Here is a 17,766-nt window from a genome sequence, read left to right as displayed (position 1 = left end):
TCAGTCCTTCCCGTCGAGGTCCTCGGACAGCAGGCTAGCCAGCTCCTCGACCGCGTCCGGCGCGCTTTCGCCCACGGCGGACAGCACCAGCAGATCCCCGTGCTGGGCCGCCAGGGCGAGCACCGACAGCATGCTCCGGGCATCGACAGGATCGCTGCCCTCGCGTGCCACGGTGACGGCGACCGGCTGGCGCATGGCCGCCTGGACGAAGAGGGAGGCGGGCCGGGCGTGCAGTCCGCTGCGGGAACCGACGGAAACGATGCGCTGGTACACGGGTTCACTCCTGAGGTGAAAGAGGGGATCTGGGGTTCGGGAAAGCGACGGGGAGTGTCAGGCTGCGACGGGGACCTCGGCCTCGTCACCGGCCGGGACAGGGTTGCCCGGGTTCCGCCGCATGCCCTTGAGGGCGACGACCAGTGCCGTGGAGACCGCGGTGCCGGCGGCGATCGCCAGCAGGTAGAGGAACGGCTCGCCGATGAGCGGGACGACGAACACACCACCGTGCGGAGCGCGGAGCGTACAGCCGAACGCCATGGACAGCGCGCCCGTGACCGCCCCGCCGGCCATCACGGACGGGATCACACGCAGGGGATCCGCAGCGGCGAACGGGATCGCGCCCTCGGTGATGAACGAGGCGCCCAGCACCCACGCCGCCCTGCCGTTCTCCCGTTCGGTCCGGGTGAACAGCCCGCGGCGTACGGTCGTGGCGAGGGCCATCGCCAGGGGAGGCACCATGCCGGCCGCCATCACCGCGGCCATGACCTTGAGACTCCCGGGTGTCGGGTCGGCCAGGCCGCCGACCGCGAAGGCGTACGCCACCTTGTTCAGCGGGCCGCCCATGTCGAAGCACATCATCAGGCCGAGGACGATGCCCAGGATGACCGCGTTGGAGCCCGACAGCCCGTTCAGCCAGTCGGTCAGGGCGTTCTGGAGGGAGGCGATCGGCTTGCCGACCACGATGTACATCAGGAAGCCGACGGCGATCGAGGCGAGCAGCGGAATCACCAGCACCGGCATGATTCCGCGCAGCGTGGGGTGCACCTTCACCCGCTGGATCGCCATCACCGCCGCACCGGCCAGCAGACCCGCGACCAGACCGCCGAGGAAGCCGGCGTCGACGGTGAGCGCGATGGCACCGCCGACGAAACCGGGGACGAGGGCGGGCCGGTCCGCCATCCCGTAGGCGATGTACCCGGCCAGCACCGGAACCAGGAAGCCGAAGGCGGCGGTCCCGATCTGGTTGAGCAGGGCGGCCCAGCTGTCCGCCTCGCCCCAGACGAAGTGGTCCGCAACCGACTTCGCGCTTGCGATCTCGTAGCCGCCGATGGCGAACGAGAGGGCGATGAGCAGTCCGCCGGCCGCCACGAACGGCACCATGTAACTGACGCCGGACATGAGATAGGTCCGCAGCCGGACGCCGAAGTGCCCGGACGCCTGCGCGGAACCAGCGGTACCTGCCCCCGGTTCGCCGGGGTCGTCGGAGAACCTGCTGATCTCCCCCCGCCCGGCCTTGCGCCGGGCCTCGGCGATGAGCTCGGCGGGCCGGTTGATCCCGGCCTTGACCCCCGTGTCGACCACCGGCTTGCCGCCGAACCGCGCCTTCTCCCGCACATCGACGTCGTGGGCCCAGATGACAGCGTCCGCGGCGGCGATCACCGCTGGATCCAGCCGCTCGAACCCTGCCGAGCCCTGCGTCTCGACGTCCAGTACGACTCCCTGGGCCCGTGCGGCTGCCTCCAGCGACTCGGCGGCCATGTAGGTGTGCGCGATACCGGTGGGACAGGAGGTGACGGCGACGATACGGAACGGCTCGGCCGTCTCCCTCTCGGTGTCCGCCGGGGCCGTGGTCCGCGGGTCCTGGACCGTTGCCGGGACCTCCTCGCCGCGGATCCGGGCTGCCGCGGCGGCGGGATCGGCCTCAGCCCGCAGCGCGCCGGTGAAAGCGGGGTCCATGAGCCGTCGTGCCAGGCTCGACAGAATCGTGAGGTGGTCGTCGTCCGCGCCCGCAGGCGCGGCTATCAGGAAGACGAGGTCCGCCGGGCCGTCGGCGGCACCGAAGTCGATGCCCCTCGCACTGCGGCCGAAGGCGAGCGTCGGTGCGGCGACGTGCTCGCTCCGGCAGTGCGGAATGCCGATGCCGCCGTCCAGACCGGTCGGCATCTGTGCCTCGCGGGCCGCGACATCGGCGAGAAAGCCGTCGAGGTCGGTGACGCGGCCGGCCGCGACCATCCGTCCGGCCAGTGAACGGGTGGCGGCGCTCTTCGTCTCGGCGGACAGATCGAGATCGACCAGTTCCGCGGTGATCAGCTCGCTCATCGCGGTGCTCCTTGCTCGTTGACCGCCGGAGGGACGGTGCGGGGGACGGGGGGAGTCGTACGGCTGGACGGGAACACAGATGTCATGGGGCCCGCTCCGTGAGAGCGAGGTCCACGGGGATGTCCTCCGTGGTGACCACCGAGGCCGGATCGAGGTCGGCGGGTGCCGGCATGGCACTGCCGGGCAGCTGCACGGCCGCGGCGCCGTGCGCCACCGCGGCCGACAACGCGGCCCGGCCCTGCCCGCCCGCGGACAGGAATCCTGCCAGTGAGGCATCTCCCGCACCGACGTCGCTCCGTACTGCGGCCACGCGCGCTGCTGCGAAGTGGGCGCCGGACCGTTCCACCAGCAACTGCCCGACGGCCCCCAGGCTGGCGAGCACCGACCGTGCCCCGAGCTCGCACAGCTCCTGCGCGGCCTTGAGCGCGTCACCGACCGTCGCTAGCGGGCGGCCCACGGCCTCGGCGAGTTCCTGGGTGTTCGGCTTGATCACGTCCGGCTGCTCACGCAACGCGGCGACGAGTGCGGCGCCGGAGGTGTCGAGGGCGATCCGGACGCCGGCACGGTGGCTGCGGGCGACCAGTTCGGCATACCACTGCGGAGGCAGACCGCGCGGAAGGCTTCCGCAGCAGGCGATCCAGTCCGCGCCCGCCGACCGGACCCGGACGGTGTCCAGCAGGCGTTCGGCCTCTGCAGGAGCGATCTCGGGCCCCGCCGCGTTGACCTTGGTGAGCGTGCCGTCGGGTTCGACGAGCGTGATGTTGACGCGGGTGCTGCCGACGATCGGTACCCCGGCGGCCTCGATGCCGTGTTCCCCGAGCAGCCGCGCCAGCAACGCGCCCTCAGGACCGCCCAACGGCGCCACGGCAACGGTGCGGTGCCCGGCGGCGGCGACGGCGCGGGACACGTTGACGCCCTTGCCACCCGGATCCACCCGGTCGGCGGCGGCGCGCAGGACCGCGCCGCGGGTGAGCCCAGGAAGCTCGTACGTGCGGTCCAGGCTCGGATTGGGAGTGACGGTCAGGATCATGCGCGTACCACTTCCGTGCCCTGGCTCTCGATGGCCCGGGCGTCCTCGGGGCTCAGCCCCGTATCGGTGATCAGCAGGTCGATGTCGGAGAGATCGCCGAAGCGCGCGAAGTGCTCCTGACCGGACTTGCCCGAGTCGGCGAGGAGCACCACCCTGCGGGCCGCAGCGATCACGGCTCGTTTCACGGCAGCCTCGGCCAGGTCAGGGGTGGTCAGGCCGCCCTCGGGAGAGAAGCCGTTCGTGGCCAGGAATACGACATCCGCGTTGATCTCGGCGTATGCGCTCAGTGCCCAGGCGTCGACGGCCGCGCGCGTGCGGTGCCGGACCCTGCCGCCGACCAGATGCAGCGCGATCCCCGGATGATCCGAGAGGCGTGCGGCCACGGGCAGGGCGTGGGTGACCACGGTGAGGCGCGAGTCGACCGGGACGGCGGCCGCCAGCCTGACGGTCGTCGTCCCGGCATCGATGATGATGTTGCCCTCGGCGGGGAGTTCGCCCAGGGCCGCGGCGGCGATGCGGTCCTTCTCGTCGGCCGCCACGGTGTCACGTTCGGCGAGGTCCGGCTCGAAACCGAGCCGCCCGGCGGGAATCGCGCCGCCGTGCACCCGGCGCAGCAGTCCCGCCCGGTCGAGAGCCTTCAGGTCACGCCGTACCGTCTCGGCGGTCACCTGGAACTGCTCGGCCAGGGACAGTACATCGACGCGTCCGCTCTCGCCGGCGATGCGGAGAATCTCTTGCTGCCGCTCCGGTGCGTACATGTGGTTACGTATCCGTTTCATGCCTGAGTCTGTGGATTAACCGGCAGACTACGGTCGCACCTCGGGAAAGTAAACACATTCGGGCGAGGAGTGGGCAGGAACAGACTTCAGTACGGCGGATGCGGCGGTCGGGAACCTTCAGTCGGCGCGGTGAGCGGCCGCGTGCGAGCTCAGTGGCCGTGCCAGCAGCGGTGCTCCCAGAACCTGGTGACCGCCGCTCGCCTGCATACGCACCTCGCCGCGCTCGCTGATCTCGGCGCGCACGATGCCGGTCTCGTCCTCGTACACCGGATAACCACCCGCGCCGGAGCGCGCCGTGAGGTGGACGACCACCACGTCGTCCTCGGCGCCGCCCGCCTGGAATATGAGCTCGTAATTCTCCGGATAATTCATGATCCACCTCCGACCGGGCAGGCAGCAGCCTCTTGCCCGTCACTCCCATTGTTTCCCACCGGAGCGCATGGCGCTCCGGGAGAAGGGGACGGGTGACCTTCCGTGACTGCGGATGCGGATCGGGTGAGGCGGGGTGACCATCATCTGCAAGGGACCGGACGCGTGCTGTCAGCTTCGCACGGCCGGCCGTGACGCCAGGCGGCTTCGCCGGCGCGATCGGATTTCGTCGGCGCGGGAGCCACGGGCTCCCGGCCGCCCTGTGGAGAGGAACTGCCGTGCTGATGGCCAATCCCGCAACGCTCCGGAATCTCGTCGAGCGCTACGAGACACTGCGAAGCACCCATGCACGGCTGGGCACTTCCGAGAGCCGCCGTCAACTCGAGGACGTCTCCTACACGCTGTGCGTCACCACCGGGACCAGGACCGTGACCGACGCCCTCTCCGTCGCGGCGGCGCAGTTGCGCGCCGTATCTTCCACGGGGCCGCTGAGCCCGGCGCCGGGGCCCGCCGAGGTACAGCTGACCGCCTGACCCGCACGGCCTTCGCACGCACGGCGCCGGTTCCCTCGATCCGGTGCCGTCCGTCTTTCCGGACACCTCCGAGGCAGGGGGCCACGCGACACGCCGAATGGGCGGACGGTGTCGTCGATCGGGTGACACCCACCGGTCGGACAACATGACTGTTCGCGGAGGCGGCTAGGCATGCCAGCATGAGATTTGAGCCCCGTCGAAACAAGACCGTTCTCCCGCGTACCCGTCGTCTGCGCGTCGCCGGCGGCGCCCTGTGCGCCGCTGCTCTTGCTGCCACCCTCGTGACCGGTTGCGGTCAGGACAGCGGTGACGAGACCGCCGCGGCGACCTCTGAGGCTGCGAAGATCCTTCCGAACCAGACGACCAGCCCGTCGGGCAGCCCCTCCGGGACGGCGCAGCTGACCGAGGACCAGACCGAGCGCAAGGAACTGTTGTCGAACGTCAAGGTCGCCTTCGACAAGGCCGCCACGACGGCCGTCGGTGAGGTGTCCGGTGGCAAGCTGACCGACCTGGACCTCGAGGGCCTCGACGACGAGGACGACGACGACGCGACAGGAAGCCCGAGCCCGACCGGAAGCCCGACCGACGGAGCCAGCCCGAGCCCGAGCCCGAGCGGGACCGGCAGTCCGAGCCCGAGCGGCAGCTCCACCGGCCCCAAGTGGGTCGCGGAGGTCGTCGAGGCGAACGGCACCGCGCACAACGTGACCATCGACGCGGTGTCCGGAGACGTCATCGACTCCGCGCCGGACGCCGATCAGAGCGCCGCTGACAAGAAGGAACTGGCGGCGCAGATCGCCGAGGCGACGCAGACACCCCAGCAGGCGGCCAAGGTCGCCACGGACAAGCAGCCGGGCTGGGTCACCTCGCTCGCCCTCGACGAGAACGACAGCCAGGTTCTGGTCTGGCAGGTCGATGTCGTGTCCAAGGACTGGAACAAGACCACGTTCGACGTGGACGCGGCCAAGGGCACGATCACGGACGAGCAGGTCGACCAGGACTGACCCGGACCCACACAGCACGAAACGCACTCAGGGGTGGCGGACCGCAGCGCGGTGCGCCACCTACGCGCGTTTCCCGCAGGAGGACGAGGCGTAGGGGACGCCGGGGCTCAGCCGCCGACGTCCGTCAGGTCACGGGTGAAGCGCAACCCTGGCCTGCCGACCAGCGTGATCGCACCGGCCTCCACGAATCCGGCCCGGGCAAGTACGGCCCTCGACCCTTCGTTGTCCACCGTCGTCTCGGCCCGGAGTGACGTCAGACCGTACTCCGTGAAGGCCAGCGCGCACACCTGTCGCACACCCGACGTGGCCAGTCCCCGCCCCGACGCCCGCTCGGCGATCCGGTACCCGAGCTCGGCCGAGCCACCGGATACGCCGACGAGGTTGACTCGCCCCAGCACGGCCCCGTCTCCGTCCACCAGGATGTGGAAGTGGTGCATCCCCGCCGCCTGCTCCGCCAGCAGTTCGGCGTGCCGAGCGGCGAACCCGGAGAAGAAGCCGTCCCCCCGGTCCGGGACCGCAGCGGCGAAGTACGCGCGGTTCTCGCGTTCGAACGCGAGCAGGGCGGGGGCGTGGTCGGGACGAAGTCGTTCCAGGACGGTCATGCGGCGACGATATACAAGCGAGGCCTTCGGAAGGGGAAGCCCTTCGTCGCCTCAGGGGTGGGCGTCCCCCGGCTCGTCGGGGGAAGCACCGGGCACGACCGTGCCGCCCGACGGGAAACGGCCCGGACCGCTCACAGCCGGGCCACGAGGGGAGGGCTCGGATCGCTCACAGTCGGGCCCCGACGGAGGCGCCGTTACGCGGCACGAGGAACCTCGGGGCCGGCGGAAGGGAGCCATCGGCCGCGCGCGGGCCCGTGACGGCGCCCGTGTCCGTGCTCAGGACCGAGGCGTCGTTCCAGGTGCCGCCGATGTCCCAGGAGTTACCGGTCGACGCGGTGCTTGCGCCGAGAGCGGAGGCGCGCCCGTCCGAAACGGCCAGATTCGCGGTGAGGCCTGCTCGGCCACCCGCTGTATCGACGTCGAAGCCGGTACCGCTGTTGCCGAACGTGCTGTTGCCGCTCAAGCTGAGCGTGCCCGCATTGCCGTTGTCGGTGAAACCGTGCTTCGCGTTTCCGAATGCGACCGAATTCCTGACGGCGTGACCCACGGGCGGGGCGGGCGTGCCGCCCCCGAGCTTGAAACCGTTGCCGTCCCCGGCGAAGTCCGGGAACCCCCAGCGGTTGAAGCCGTTGCCGTACGAGACGGTGTCCTCGATCAGTACGGGGGACGCGAACTTCCAGGCGTCGAATCCGTCGTCGACGTTGTTCCACAGCCGCACCCCACGCACCACGTTGCCCGCTCCGCTCCCCTCCTTGATGCCGAGGCCGTCCGCGCTCTCCCCGTTCTTGCGCGGATCGCGATTGCCTGAACTGTCCAGGTCGAGAATCTGGTTGCCGCTGGAGTCGCCCTGCAGTTGGAAGCCCGTCTCGTAGTTGTCGCGGGTGGTGAGCCGGGAGAACACGTTGTTGTCGCAGCTGTCGCAGTAGTAACCATAGGGACCATTGATGATCTCCAGGTCGGATACCCGCCAGTGCGACGCCTCCTGATGGATCGCACCGCGCTCGGCGCGCGGGATGCCGCCGCCGACGGGTGTGTGGCTCGCGGGCAGGGCCTCTCCGTCGATGACGACTCGTTCCCCCTGGTACGCGCCGAGCGAGATCGGCTGTGAAGCCTCGCCGGAGGTGGTGATGGTGATGTTGTCCACGAGCGAGTAGGTGCCGCCCCGGACAGCGATGACATCGCCGGGCCCCGCCTTGTCCACGGCCTTCTGGATGGTGCGCAGCGGCTGATCGAGGGTGCCTGCCGCGGAGTCGTCACCGTCCACGGCGACGACGATGGGCGACTCTGCGGCCGACGGGTGATCCGGCGCCACTGTGACGACGGCTCCCAGGACCACGGCTATGGACAGGCCGACGATACGCATATGAGCTCCAGGTCTGTTGCACGGCGGCTGACAGGTGGTCAGTGGTCGCCGGTGCCCGAAACGTTGCCGCGCACCGTGGCCGGGTGCCCGCTGTCACCGCACGGGGCGGGGTAAGGAACGGCGTGTGTCCGCACTTCGGTGCGAACGGTGACTTCGGCCATTCGTGCGCGTTGTACAGGGCGTGCCCCTTTCCTCTCCCAGTTCGCCCCATGCATCGGCCCAAGCGGTGGTGAAGCCGAAGCCCTTCCTTCTGACGCCCCGCCAGGGTGAAGCCGCCCGCGTGCTCCTGTCCTACGTGGGCGCGCTGCCGCTGAAGGGATCCGATGCGAAGCTCCTCGCTATGGTCGTCGCCATCCGGGCGGCGCGCGGAGGCATCGGGAACCTCACAGGTCAGGATGTGCGTTCTCTCCGCCTGGCCGACCCGGAGGGTGCCGTCACCGCCCTCGCCCCCCTGGGATGGCAGGGACAGGAGGCTCTGCTCGGCGAGGATCTCGTCACCCCTGTGGGGGTCGCCGTGCCTGACCTCACAGGCCGGCCGGACTCCCCGCTGCCCTTCGGCAAGGTGATGCGGTCCAGGGTCTCCGGCTGGACCGTCCGGACCATGTCCGCCAAACCGGTCAAGAAGACCTCGGCCGCCGCGCGGCTGGCCGCACTGTTCCTGGCTGCCCACGGGCCGGCCGACGACTGCGGCACGCTGCCCGGCCACCTGCCCGACGAGTGCCGTGCGGCCCTGCCCGAATTGCTCGGCAAGGGGTTCCTGCGGGAGTTGGACGGTGACCGGTATCTGCTGGCCGACGCCGTGCGGCATCTGTCGGGAATGCGCCCCCCCGCCGACACCCCGTCCGGGGCGGTCGACGGGCCGGAGGCGGAACCGGTGACCTGGGACCGGTGGAAGGACGGGGTGAGCGTGGCCCTGAGGCGGCACGTCGAGGCTGTCGAGTGCTGCCCCCAGTGTTCACTGCCCACGGCCAGGGTGTCGGAGGCCTTCATGCGCAAGCCGGTGCCGGCCCAGTTCGAGGACAAGGTCCGTAGGGCTTTCGGTGTCTGGGAGGCCACGTACCCCGATCAGGGGCCGGTCGCCGCCGAATTCGCCTCGGCGTTCCGTGCGGCACACGGTCACGGACCCTCCGTCAAGCAGCTCTGCACAGCGCTCGGCTGGGGAAAGATGTCGCGGGAACTGCGGATCTACGTCATCCGCCGGCTGATCGCCGAGGGCTGGCTGATGAACACCGATCCGGTGCCATGGACCCTGCGTCCGGGCAAGGCTGCCCAGGTCGGCGCGTCCGGTAGGAAGGGTCCCGCTGACACGTCGGTGCGCCCGCGCTGAGCCCTCCGGCTGGCGTGTGACGTTCTCGCGATCCGGCATCTGACGCAACGTCTGCCGGACGGCAGGAAGGTACCCGCTCGGCGAACGCGTGGTCACGTCCCGTCGAACTTCTCCTCTCCGTGCCGGCGTGGATGCGCCACCAGGGTTCAAGGTCATTGTGATGGGCATGCCAGGCGTAGCGCGTGCCCATCACAGCCACGCGCCTACCGGGAGGACGCAGTGAGAGCAAGCGCACCGATCCGCAAGGCCGGCCTCGTCGGGGCCAGTGCCATCGTCCTTGTCATCGCCTCCGCGGGCAGCGCGCTCGCCGCCCCGCCGACAGCACTGCCCGTGAACGCGGACGCGATGGAGCAGGCGTTCCAGCCGGCCTACGACTACGACACGGACGGGTGCTACCCGACGCCGGCGATCGGCTCCGACGGAGTCATCGCCACGGGCCTCAAGACCACCGGGGCGGTCAACGGCAGTTGCCGTGACGCCGTGGATCTGGACAACACCAACGGCTACGCCCGCTCCAAGTGCAACAACGGTTGGTGCGCGATCATGTACGGCCTCTACTTCGAGAAGGACCAAGCGGTGGCCGGCAGCGGGCTCGGCGGGCACCGGCACGACTGGGAGCACGTCGTGGTGTGGGTCCAGAACAACGAGGCGCGCTTCGTATCCACCTCTGCGCACGGCGACTTCGACATCCACGCCGGCGACCGGGTCCGATGGGACGGAACCCACCCCAAGATCGTCTACCACAAGGACGGTGCCGGCACCCACTGCTTCCGCCCAGCGAATTCCAACGACGAGCCGCCGGAGAACCACTACCACCAGTGGCGGTTCCCCGGCCTGATCGGCTGGAACGGCTATCCCGCCGGCCTGCGGGACAAGCTGGTCCAGGCGGACTTCGGGAGCGCGGTCTTCGGCCTCAAGGACGGCAACTTCGCCGGCCATCTGGAAAAGGCCCGCCCGGCCGGTATCCCGTTCGACCCCAACGCCTGAGGTCCGGGGTGGGTGTGCCGGGTGACGGACAGCCCACCCACCCCGGGATCAGCGTTCCGACAACTCCGAAGGTGCCTCCTGGATCATCCATCCGTTGCCGTCCGGATCGGTGAAGGACATGAACGAATTCCAGGTGTCACCCTTGCCCTCCTCCCAGCCGGTGGCCCCCACATGCCGGATCGGGGACACGTCCACGCCCCGCCCCACCAGCTCCTCGCGCGCCGCCTCGATGTCGGTCACGCAGACCTGGAGGCCTTGAAGCGTCCCGGGAGCCATCGCCTTCTCACCGGGAAACGCGGGCATCCCCTGAAGCATGGCGACCGAACACCGCGAGCCGGGTGGAGTCAGTTGGATGATGCGCATGCCGGGAGCGACCTCGTCGTCCAGATCCAGCTTGAAACCCACCTTCTCCGTGTAGAACGCTTTCGCACGGTCCATGTCGGTCACGGGGACCGGGATGACCTCGAGTGTCCAGTTCATGCAGCCTCCTCAGCAGAGCCAGTGCGCCTGGCCGGTCGGATCCTCTCCGGCGAAGCCGGGGCGGAAGGGGCGCCCCGGCGAACTCCGAAGGAGCTCCACCGTCACCCAGGGAGAGGCCGGCCGGCACGTCGAAACGCGAACAGGAGCCGCACTGTGACCGTTTGCCCCGCCAGGAGCCCCGCACCAGGCCGCCGGAGCCGGGTCCGACTCGTGTGCAAGGCCTAAGTGGCTGCTTGGGAGCTGTCCCGGAAGCCGCCCCAGCCGTGCCAGCGGTCGATCTCGATCCAGGCGTTGACCCGGCCGCGCTCACGGTCCGCGTACGGCTGGCCGAGGTACTGCCGGGACAGCCGGTCGATGCCCGCGAGCCCCTCGTCGTCGCCCAGTTCGACGACCCGCCCGATCAGGGTCACATGGGTGTACCAGTCGGAGTCGTCGAGCACCGTCAGCGTGACACGGGGGTCCCGGCGCACATGGTCGAGGCGCTTGCGGCCCTCGTCCATGTTGACGAGAACCCGTCCGTCGTCCCAGAGGTACCAGGTGGCCGCGGACACCGGCTGCCCGTCCGAACGAAGGGTGGAGATCACCGCCGGGTTGGGCTTGCGCAGCATGGCGATCGCGGCGTCGGGAAGGGGCGGCTTCGACATGTTCTCTCCTCTGTCTCGTGCAGCCCTCCCTGTGAAGCCGAACCACACCGGGTGATTCGGAGGGCGCGCCTCCACGCTGCCACACGACGCGGGCGGCGTCCGGTACCGCCCCCGCGCTGCGCGTCAGCGGCGAACGGCGGCGCGGTCGGGCGAACCCGTGCGGTCCCGGGTCCGCGACTGCCGGATGTGAGCGGCACATTGCGGTCGCGTGGCAGCGCGCGGGAAAGCGTCGACACCACGGAACCGTGGCTGCAATGTGGATCTTCAGACAGCGCTTTCCATCTTCGGAGGACCCACCATGCCCCCCGTCCGTCCCGGGCGTCGCAGAATCGCGGCGGCGAGTGCCGTGGCCGCACTCGCCGGCCTGCTCGCCGCACCCACCGCGCACGCCGCCCCCGACAGCGGCCGTGCCGCCGATGCGCAGCCCCGCCGGATCCTGGAGAACCTGGACCGAGGTCTGGTCGCCGTCCCGTCCGGCCGCGGTACCTTCCTCAGCTGGCGACTGCTCGGTACCGAGTACGGCTCGGACATCGCCTTCAACGTCTACCGGAATGGCAAACGCCTCAACCACCGGCCGGTCACCTCTTCGACCACGTACCAGGACAACGCACGGGGGCACGGCACCTACACCGTGCGCGCTGTGGTGGACGGCCGCGAGAGGAAGCCGAGCGGAGGGGCGCTGGACTTCGAGAAGGGGTACGCGGAGATACCGCTGGCCGATGCCGACGGGTACACCGTGCAGCACGCCTGGCCAGGTGACCTCGACGGTGACGGCCGCTACGAACTCGTGGTCAGCCGGCTGTCCGGCACCCGGGACCGGCCTGACCTCCTGGAGGCGTACACCCTCACGGGCGAGCGCCTGTGGCGCGTCGACCAGGGTCCCGGCTCGTACACCCAGGTCTCCGGCAACGGAGCCAACGATCCCGCTCCGGCAGCGATCAGCGGCTCCACCGCCATCGGCGGATTCCGCAACGACGACAACGTCACCGTCTACGACCTCGACGGCGACGGCCGGGCCGAGGTGCTCGTCCACACCGCGGACGGCACCACGTTCGCCGACGGCGGCAGCGTCGAAACGGATTCGCCCGCCGATCAGTTCGTCTCCGTCGTCGACGGCGCGACCGGGGCCGAGCGCGCACGGCAGCCCGTCCCCGACGACTTCACCGCTGACGGGCCCTCCGGCGGCCAGTTCGGCATCGCCTACCTGGACGGAATCCGCCCGAGCCTGGTGACCAAACTCGTCACGCGCGTCGGCGCCAAGCGGGGAGCCTTCCGCACCCTGATCCAGACCTGGGACTTCGACGGCCGCGAACTGAGGCCGAACTGGAAGTACGTCGTACCGCCCGGCAGCGGGGCGACCAGCTTCCATCAGATCCGGACCGTGGACGTGGACCAGGACGGGAAGGACGACATCGCCGACGGGAACTACGTCGTCAACAGTGACGGCACCCTCCGCTACGTCGTCGACGGCGCCGGCCACGGTGACCGCTTCCACATCGCCGATCTTGCCCCTGCCAGGCCCGGCCTCGAGGGGTTCGCGATCCAGCAGTCGGAGCTCGGCGTCGTGTCCCGCTTCCCCTGGTACTACTACGACGCCGACACCGGCGAACGACTGGTGACGGGCGAGCACCCCGCCGATCCTGCGAGCGAGGCCGACCTCGACGTCGGCCGGGGCACCGCGGCCGACATCGATCCGCGCCACCCGGGACTTGAGTACTGGACCTCCACCGCCGACGTCACCGCACCGGGTGCGGGTGTCCGCAACGTCCGGGACGGCAAGGTCTCCGGCACCACGCCGAGCGTCAACTTCCGCATCTGGTGGGACGGGGACAAGGGAGCCGAACTGCTCGACGGCACGCACGTCGAGAAGTGGAACCCCGCCCGGGAGACCGCCGACCGCGTGTTCGAGCCCGCCGGAGTCGTTCCGGGTGCCCGCAACGCCACCCCCTTCTACGGGGACGTCCTGGGCGACTGGCGTGAGGAGATCCTCGCGGAGACCGACGACCACACGGCTCTGCGCCTCCACACCACCACCGAGCCCACCTCCACCCGCCTCTACACCCTGGCCCACAACCCCGCCTACCGCCTCGGCTGGACCGTACGCGGCTATCTCCAGTCCACGTTCACGGACTACCACCTCGGCTACGGCTCCAAGAATCCGCCCCGGCCCGCGATCCGTACGGACACCGGACCGGACCGCGCCTGGACCCCGATCGCACGGGACACCTTCCGCTCCGGCACCGGGCGCTGGACCTCCGAGCTCCAGGACGGCGGGAGCGTGACGGCCGCCGACGGCGTCCTCGACATCGACGTACCGAGCGGGGCGACGGTGTGGTTCGACCGCAGACTGAGCGGACCGTACGAGATCGAGTACACGGCCACCGCGGTTTCCGAGGGCGGTGCCAACGACAGGGTGTCCGACCTCAACAACTTCTGGAACGCGACGGATGTCCGTTCGCCCCGCGACATCTTCGCCACTGCACGCGGCGGGGCCCTGGCGGAGTACGACCACCTGAAGACCTACTACGTCGGCTACGGGGCCAACTCCAACACCACATCCCGGTTGCGCCGTTACGTCGGCGAGGCGGGCAACCGTCCACTCCTGCTCGACTGCACGGCACCTCTGCTGACGGCCGGCGAGCCCAACCGCGTCCGGATCGTCTCGGACGGCTCGACCGTCCAGTGGTGGAACAACGGCCGCCTCGTGTTCGACCACCAGGACCCGGAGCCGTACACCAGCGGCCACTTCGCGTTCCGGACGGTCACGAGCCACTTCAGGATCAGCGACTTCACGGTCTGGCGCCCGCCCACGCGCGAGTGACAGGCCGCCTCGCGGCGTCCCACCGTGAGGATTGTCAGTGGTGGCTGTGATGCTTGGCGCATGGACGAACTGATGAGGCGCCGCGTCTACGGCGCCGACCACGACGACCCCGACCCGGGGCCCCAGGTCGGTCACGTCTACGTGGAGCTGGTGGGAGGCCCGCTCGACGGCCTGCTCCTGGACGTGACCGGCTGGCCCGAGGAGCGCCTGGCCGCAGGCGCCGCGCTCGGGACGGAGCTCGGTAGATTCGGTGCGGGGGGAAGCGCCGTGTACGGGCCCGTGGCAGCCGACCCGGAGCGCTGGGCCTGGGAGGCGGACAGCCCCTGATCCGTCGGCCCGCCGCACGGGGCCCGTCACCGCCCGTCGGGCGGCGAGCCATGAAGCCGAGCGAGCCGGCCCAGCGGCGACGCCGATCCGGACGACGCAGCCGCAAGATGGGGAGGGCGACGCCGGGGGATCGCGAGGGCAGCCGAACCACGGTGCCCGGTACGCGGCCTCCGGCACGGACGGGGTACTGGCGTTCGGCTGGATGGGGACCGACCCGGCCCGCGTCAGTTCGCGCAGTGGGTGTCCCGTGCCGGCCGGTGCCCGGTGGTGAGGAAGCGGGTGACGGCACGGTTGCCGCACTCGTTGCCGTTACCCAGATACATCCCGTGCCCGCCCTGGGCGACGGTGACCATCCTGGCGCGGTCACCGAGCGCCGCACGCATCTTCAGCGCACCGGCGTAGGGCGTCGAAGGGTCGCGCAGACTCTGTAGCATCAGGATGTTCGACGGGCCTTCGCCGGTGATCCGGGTGGGCACTTCGGCAGGGGCGTCCTTCCAGAAAGCGCACGGGGTGATGTTGGCGGGCATGCCTGCCGTCAGTGGATACCGAACCCGGTCGGTGGCTACCCGTTCCGCGTATCCGGAACGGGGGCCCGGCCAGCGCACGTCGTTGCAGATCGTCGCGACCATGAGCGATGCGTCCTCGTCGGAAAAGATCTGGGTCAGGTCCGGCGGCAGGGCCGGAACACCCTGCGGATCCCGGGACTCCTGGATCAGGCGAGCCATAGCCGGGAACGCCCTGTCGCTGTACAGGGCGTTCTGGAGAGCCTGCCTCAACCCGTTGCCGGTCAGCGGAACGCCTGGCGTCGTGGAGTCCTGCGGAGAGCTGTCCAGTTCCTCGGCCAACGCCAGGAACAACGGTTCCACGTCCTCGGCGCGCGCTGCCAGCCGCAGCCCCTCGGCCTCGCGGGCGGGATCCGCGGACCAGGCCGCGAAGTCCGCGAAGCGCTCGGAGGCACCCCGAGCCATGTTCTCCAGCCATCCGTGGGCGACGCGCGAGGGGTCGGGGTCGCCCGTACTGTCGAGGACCATGCGGTCGACGCGCCCGGGCTGCGTCTGGCCGTACACGGCCCCGACGTACGCCCCGTACGAGGTACCCCAGACCGAAAGCTTCCGCTCCCCCAGAGCCTGCCGGAAGCGGTCGATGTCACGGGCCTCGTTCATCGTCGTGAACGACCGCAGCACCGGACCGCCGCCGCGCGCACAGGCCTCCGCCGTGCGTCGCGCCCGATCGGTGTTGTCCGCGATCCCGCCGTCCGGTGCCGGCCACGACCGCAGAGTCACCAGCCGGCGGTCCTCTGCCGGGATGCCGCAGCGTGCCCGGACACTGCCGCCGACTCCGCGCGGATCAAGACTGACGAGGTCGTACGCCCCCTCCAACTCCTCCTGCAACGCGGCCCCCTTCTGCGCCAGGCGCTGCACTCCGGACGATCCGGGCCCACCCGGGACCACCACCAGGGTGCCGCGCCGGTTCTCCGGCCGGTCGCTAAGCAGCCGGGTGACAGCGACAGGGACGGTGCGCCCGCCGGGCCGGGAGTGGTCGAGCGGGACCGGCAGGGTTGCGCACTCCTGCCCTGCGGGGCCGGTGGCACCTGCGGGCAGTTCGCAGGGGTGCCAGTCGAGCGGTGGCACGGATGTGCCTTGTGCGACGGCCACGTGGGCGACCGGTGGGACAGCGGTCACCGTGACAGCCGCGGCGGTGGCACAGAGCGTCAGGAACATTGTCGCGCGAGTTCGCTTCGTCATGGGGCAATCGTGGTCGCCCAGCGCTCGCTCGCCCATGCAGCCCTCAGGTGTACCGGGGGTGGGGTCTGCCCCACGGCCACTGTGCGGAGCACCCCAGCTTCAGGTTCCCCTGGGGTGGGGAAGACGGCGCCGTAACACTTCGACCGGTTCTGTGGGGGACGGGCTCGACCGTCCCCCACGCTTTCCCACACACCACTTCACTGCCTGCGTGGAACGAGCATCACGAGACAGGGACGAACATCTGGGAGAGCCGAGGCCGGGTCCATGCCGACGGCCTCGACGCCACCTGCTCCGCGCACTGTCCGGGCCCCGCCATATTCCGCGTACCGGAGCACCTCGACGTCCACGGCAGGGGATCCGGACCCACCTCACCACCACGCTCGCTATCATCGGCGCTATGAGCGCTGAGCCTTCGCAACCCGTCTCCCTGCGTGCCTCCGACGCGGACCGGGAGGCAGTGGTGGCTGACTTGCAGGAAGCGGCGGCCGACGGCCGCATCGACCTCGACGAACTGGGCGAGCGGCTGGAAGTGGCCCTGGCCGCGAGGACGCATGCCGAGCTCGCGCCGCTCACCGCCGATCTGCTGCCCGTCATGCCGCCGGCTCAGCCGCTGCTGGTCAAAGGGGGCATCGCCGGTGCGGTGCGAGCCGGGGTCTGGCGTGTGCCACAGCAGATCAGGGTGTACGGCGGTCTGGGTGGCGCCAAGATCGACTTCACGCAGGTGCAGTGCCGGCTGCGCGTGGTGGACATCGAGGTGAACGGGCAGACCGGTGGCGTCGAGATCGTCATCCCCGACGGCTGGGTGGTGGAAACGGAGCAGGTGGATCCCGACCTGGCCGGTTTGCGGAACAGGACGACCGCGGAGAAGCTTCCCGGCACGCCACTCATCCGGCTGACCGGCACCTGCGGGATGGGTGGAGTGACTGTCCGGCATCCCAAGCGCGGCGAACGCCGCAAGCTGCTGCGGGAGAGCCGCTGAGCTAGAGCTTCGACACCGGCTGAAGCTCCCGGGTGAGGTGGAAATCGGGAATCCTCGGCCGGACCCGGGCCCTACAGCAGTTCACGGTAGGCCCGGGCCGCGGCGATGAGACCGTCGAGCGCGTCCCGGGTGCTTGCGAGATCGGTGATGTGCCGGCTCAGCCGGTTGCGTTCCTGCGCCATCCGCTCCAACGCGGCGTCGGAATTGTCGTGGCTCGGTGAGTCGACGCAAGGCAGCAGTTCCATGATGGTGTGGCTCGACAGGCCTGCTGCGTAAAGCCGTTGGATGAACATGACCCGCTCGGACTGATCGTCCGTGTAATGCCGCTGACCGCTGCTGCTGCGGGTGCTGGTGAGGAGCCCCTGCTCTTCGTAGTAGCGCAGTGACCGGACGCTCACCCCTGCCCGTGACGCGAGCTCCCCGATCCGCATGCGGTCTCCCCTGCGCCGTGCGACGCGTGGCG

17 protein-coding genes and 2 pseudogenes are annotated in these 17,766 nt (G+C 70.2%); 8 read left to right on the top strand and 11 right to left on the bottom strand.

All coding sequences use genetic code 11. The features are described 5' to 3' along the window. The 5 genes from HED23_RS17310 to HED23_RS17290 all read right to left on the bottom strand — a co-directional run bounded on the left by HED23_RS17310 (nucleotide 1) and on the right by HED23_RS17290 (nucleotide 4,497). Complete coding sequence (locus HED23_RS17310) at nucleotides 1–273, bottom strand: HPr family phosphocarrier protein (protein ID WP_203184288.1); 273 nt, start codon at nucleotides 271–273, stop codon at nucleotides 1–3. Between the two features lie 57 nt (nucleotides 274–330). Next, nucleotides 331–2,316, bottom strand: coding sequence for a PTS fructose transporter subunit IIABC (locus HED23_RS17305; RefSeq protein WP_203184287.1), 1,986 nt, complete (start codon nucleotides 2,314–2,316; stop codon nucleotides 331–333). A gap of 82 nt (nucleotides 2,317–2,398) precedes the next feature. After that, nucleotides 2,399–3,346 carry a 1-phosphofructokinase gene (pfkB, locus tag HED23_RS17300; RefSeq protein ID WP_203184286.1) on the bottom strand — a complete coding sequence of 316 codons (948 nt, stop codon included), beginning with the start codon at nucleotides 3,344–3,346 and terminating at the stop codon, nucleotides 2,399–2,401. Further along, the gene (locus tag HED23_RS17295) at nucleotides 3,343–4,104 is read right to left on the bottom strand and encodes a DeoR/GlpR family DNA-binding transcription regulator (protein WP_203187530.1); all 762 of its coding nucleotides are present in this window, start codon (nucleotides 4,102–4,104) and stop codon (nucleotides 3,343–3,345) included. The genes pfkB and HED23_RS17295 overlap by 4 nt, the downstream gene beginning before the upstream one ends. A 138-nt stretch (nucleotides 4,105–4,242) precedes the next feature. Next, nucleotides 4,243–4,497: a DUF6296 family protein gene (locus HED23_RS17290; RefSeq protein WP_203184285.1), complete on the bottom strand. Its 255-nt coding sequence runs from the start codon at nucleotides 4,495–4,497 to the stop codon at nucleotides 4,243–4,245. A gap of 275 nt (nucleotides 4,498–4,772) precedes the next feature. Between HED23_RS17290 and HED23_RS17285 the strand changes: the two genes are divergently transcribed. Next, entirely contained in the window at nucleotides 4,773–5,027 is a 255-nt protein-coding gene (locus tag HED23_RS17285) for a DUF5133 domain-containing protein (RefSeq protein WP_203184284.1), read from the top strand. 179 nt (nucleotides 5,028–5,206) lie between these two features. Continuing rightward, a complete protein-coding gene (locus tag HED23_RS17280) occupies nucleotides 5,207–6,028 on the top strand; it encodes a PepSY domain-containing protein (RefSeq protein ID WP_203184283.1) in 822 nt (273 codons plus the stop codon). Nucleotides 6,029–6,135: 107 nt separating this feature from the next. Here HED23_RS17280 and HED23_RS17275 read toward each other — a convergent pair whose 3' ends face one another. Further along, on the bottom strand, nucleotides 6,136–6,630 hold the full coding sequence (locus tag HED23_RS17275) for a GNAT family N-acetyltransferase (protein ID WP_203184282.1): 495 nt from the start codon (nucleotides 6,628–6,630) through the stop codon (nucleotides 6,136–6,138). Nucleotides 6,631–6,796: 166 nt separating this feature from the next. After that, on the bottom strand, nucleotides 6,797–7,993 hold the full coding sequence (locus tag HED23_RS17270) for a right-handed parallel beta-helix repeat-containing protein (RefSeq protein WP_203184281.1): 1,197 nt from the start codon (nucleotides 7,991–7,993) through the stop codon (nucleotides 6,797–6,799). Between the two features lie 280 nt (nucleotides 7,994–8,273). Here HED23_RS17270 and HED23_RS17265 point away from each other — a divergent pair, with 280 nt between their 5' ends. Both HED23_RS17265 and HED23_RS17260 read left to right on the top strand, forming a co-directional pair. Next, complete coding sequence (locus HED23_RS17265; RefSeq protein ID WP_238442009.1) at nucleotides 8,274–9,320, top strand: hypothetical protein; 1,047 nt, start codon at nucleotides 8,274–8,276, stop codon at nucleotides 9,318–9,320. Nucleotides 9,321–9,539: 219 nt separating this feature from the next. After that, complete coding sequence (locus HED23_RS17260; protein WP_203184279.1) at nucleotides 9,540–10,307, top strand: NPP1 family protein; 768 nt, start codon at nucleotides 9,540–9,542, stop codon at nucleotides 10,305–10,307. A gap of 48 nt (nucleotides 10,308–10,355) precedes the next feature. Here the strand turns inward: HED23_RS17260 and HED23_RS17255 are convergent, their stop codons facing one another. Continuing rightward, nucleotides 10,356–10,787: a VOC family protein gene (locus tag HED23_RS17255; RefSeq protein WP_203184278.1), complete on the bottom strand. Its 432-nt coding sequence runs from the start codon at nucleotides 10,785–10,787 to the stop codon at nucleotides 10,356–10,358. Nucleotides 10,788–11,008: 221 nt separating this feature from the next. After that, nucleotides 11,009–11,431 carry a PPOX class F420-dependent oxidoreductase gene (locus tag HED23_RS17250; RefSeq protein WP_203184277.1) on the bottom strand — a complete coding sequence of 141 codons (423 nt, stop codon included), beginning with the start codon at nucleotides 11,429–11,431 and terminating at the stop codon, nucleotides 11,009–11,011. 298 nt (nucleotides 11,432–11,729) lie between these two features. On the opposite strand from HED23_RS17250, the pseudogene HED23_RS35900 reads away from it, so the two are divergent. From HED23_RS35900 to HED23_RS17235, 3 genes and pseudogenes are all read left to right on the top strand, one after another. After that, a pseudogene (locus HED23_RS35900) lies at nucleotides 11,730–13,589 on the top strand (hypothetical protein); the annotation flags it as partial. 54 nt (nucleotides 13,590–13,643) lie between these two features. After that, a pseudogene (locus tag HED23_RS17240) lies at nucleotides 13,644–14,252 on the top strand (DUF6250 domain-containing protein); the annotation flags it as partial. A gap of 60 nt (nucleotides 14,253–14,312) precedes the next feature. After that, the gene (locus HED23_RS17235; RefSeq protein ID WP_203184276.1) at nucleotides 14,313–14,579 is read left to right on the top strand and encodes a hypothetical protein; all 267 of its coding nucleotides are present in this window, start codon (nucleotides 14,313–14,315) and stop codon (nucleotides 14,577–14,579) included. Nucleotides 14,580–14,803: 224 nt separating this feature from the next. On the opposite strand, the gene HED23_RS17230 is transcribed toward HED23_RS17235, so the two are convergent. Continuing rightward, nucleotides 14,804–16,324 (bottom strand): alpha/beta hydrolase, encoded by a 1,521-nt coding sequence (locus HED23_RS17230; protein WP_203184275.1) that lies wholly within the window; start codon nucleotides 16,322–16,324, stop codon nucleotides 14,804–14,806. A gap of 397 nt (nucleotides 16,325–16,721) precedes the next feature. On the opposite strand from HED23_RS17230, the gene HED23_RS17225 reads away from it, so the two are divergent. Beyond that, nucleotides 16,722–17,303: a DUF1707 SHOCT-like domain-containing protein gene (locus HED23_RS17225; protein ID WP_203184274.1), complete on the top strand. Its 582-nt coding sequence runs from the start codon at nucleotides 16,722–16,724 to the stop codon at nucleotides 17,301–17,303. Nucleotides 17,304–17,374: 71 nt separating this feature from the next. On the opposite strand, the gene HED23_RS17220 is transcribed toward HED23_RS17225, so the two are convergent. Further along, the gene (locus HED23_RS17220; protein ID WP_203184273.1) at nucleotides 17,375–17,734 is read right to left on the bottom strand and encodes a MerR family transcriptional regulator; all 360 of its coding nucleotides are present in this window, start codon (nucleotides 17,732–17,734) and stop codon (nucleotides 17,375–17,377) included. Between the last annotated feature and the right edge of the window lie 32 nt (nucleotides 17,735–17,766).

The organism is Streptomyces pratensis, from assembly GCF_016804005.1.
Lineage (GTDB): Bacteria > Actinomycetota > Actinomycetes > Streptomycetales > Streptomycetaceae > Streptomyces > Streptomyces pratensis_A.
The sequence above is the reverse complement of the archived record's forward strand: the minus strand, read 5'-3'. Positions and strand labels throughout refer to the sequence as shown.

What these genes read in the sequence shown, in the direction of transcription:
- HED23_RS17280 (WP_203184283.1), top strand. Translation starts at nt 5,207, where the DNA reads ATGAGATTTGAGCCCCGTCGAAACAAGACCGTTCTCCCGCGTACCCGT.
- HED23_RS17225 (WP_203184274.1), top strand. Translation starts at nt 16,722, where the DNA reads ATGAGCGCTGAGCCTTCGCAACCCGTCTCCCTGCGTGCCTCCGACGCG.
- HED23_RS17235 (WP_203184276.1), top strand. Translation starts at nt 14,313, where the DNA reads ATGGACGAACTGATGAGGCGCCGCGTCTACGGCGCCGACCACGACGAC.
- HED23_RS17230 (WP_203184275.1), bottom strand. Translation starts at nt 16,324, where the DNA reads ATGACGAAGCGAACTCGCGCGACAATGTTCCTGACGCTCTGTGCCACC.
- HED23_RS17305 (WP_203184287.1), bottom strand. Translation starts at nt 2,316, where the DNA reads ATGAGCGAGCTGATCACCGCGGAACTGGTCGATCTCGATCTGTCCGCC.
- pfkB (WP_203184286.1), bottom strand. Translation starts at nt 3,346, where the DNA reads ATGATCCTGACCGTCACTCCCAATCCGAGCCTGGACCGCACGTACGAG.
- HED23_RS17290 (WP_203184285.1), bottom strand. Translation starts at nt 4,497, where the DNA reads ATGAATTATCCGGAGAATTACGAGCTCATATTCCAGGCGGGCGGCGCC.
- HED23_RS17255 (WP_203184278.1), bottom strand. Translation starts at nt 10,787, where the DNA reads ATGAACTGGACACTCGAGGTCATCCCGGTCCCCGTGACCGACATGGAC.
- HED23_RS17250 (WP_203184277.1), bottom strand. Translation starts at nt 11,431, where the DNA reads ATGTCGAAGCCGCCCCTTCCCGACGCCGCGATCGCCATGCTGCGCAAG.
- HED23_RS17220 (WP_203184273.1), bottom strand. Translation starts at nt 17,734, where the DNA reads ATGCGGATCGGGGAGCTCGCGTCACGGGCAGGGGTGAGCGTCCGGTCA.
- HED23_RS17295 (WP_203187530.1), bottom strand. Translation starts at nt 4,104, where the DNA reads ATGTACGCACCGGAGCGGCAGCAAGAGATTCTCCGCATCGCCGGCGAG.
- HED23_RS17275 (WP_203184282.1), bottom strand. Translation starts at nt 6,630, where the DNA reads ATGACCGTCCTGGAACGACTTCGTCCCGACCACGCCCCCGCCCTGCTC.
- HED23_RS17270 (WP_203184281.1), bottom strand. Translation starts at nt 7,993, where the DNA reads ATGCGTATCGTCGGCCTGTCCATAGCCGTGGTCCTGGGAGCCGTCGTC.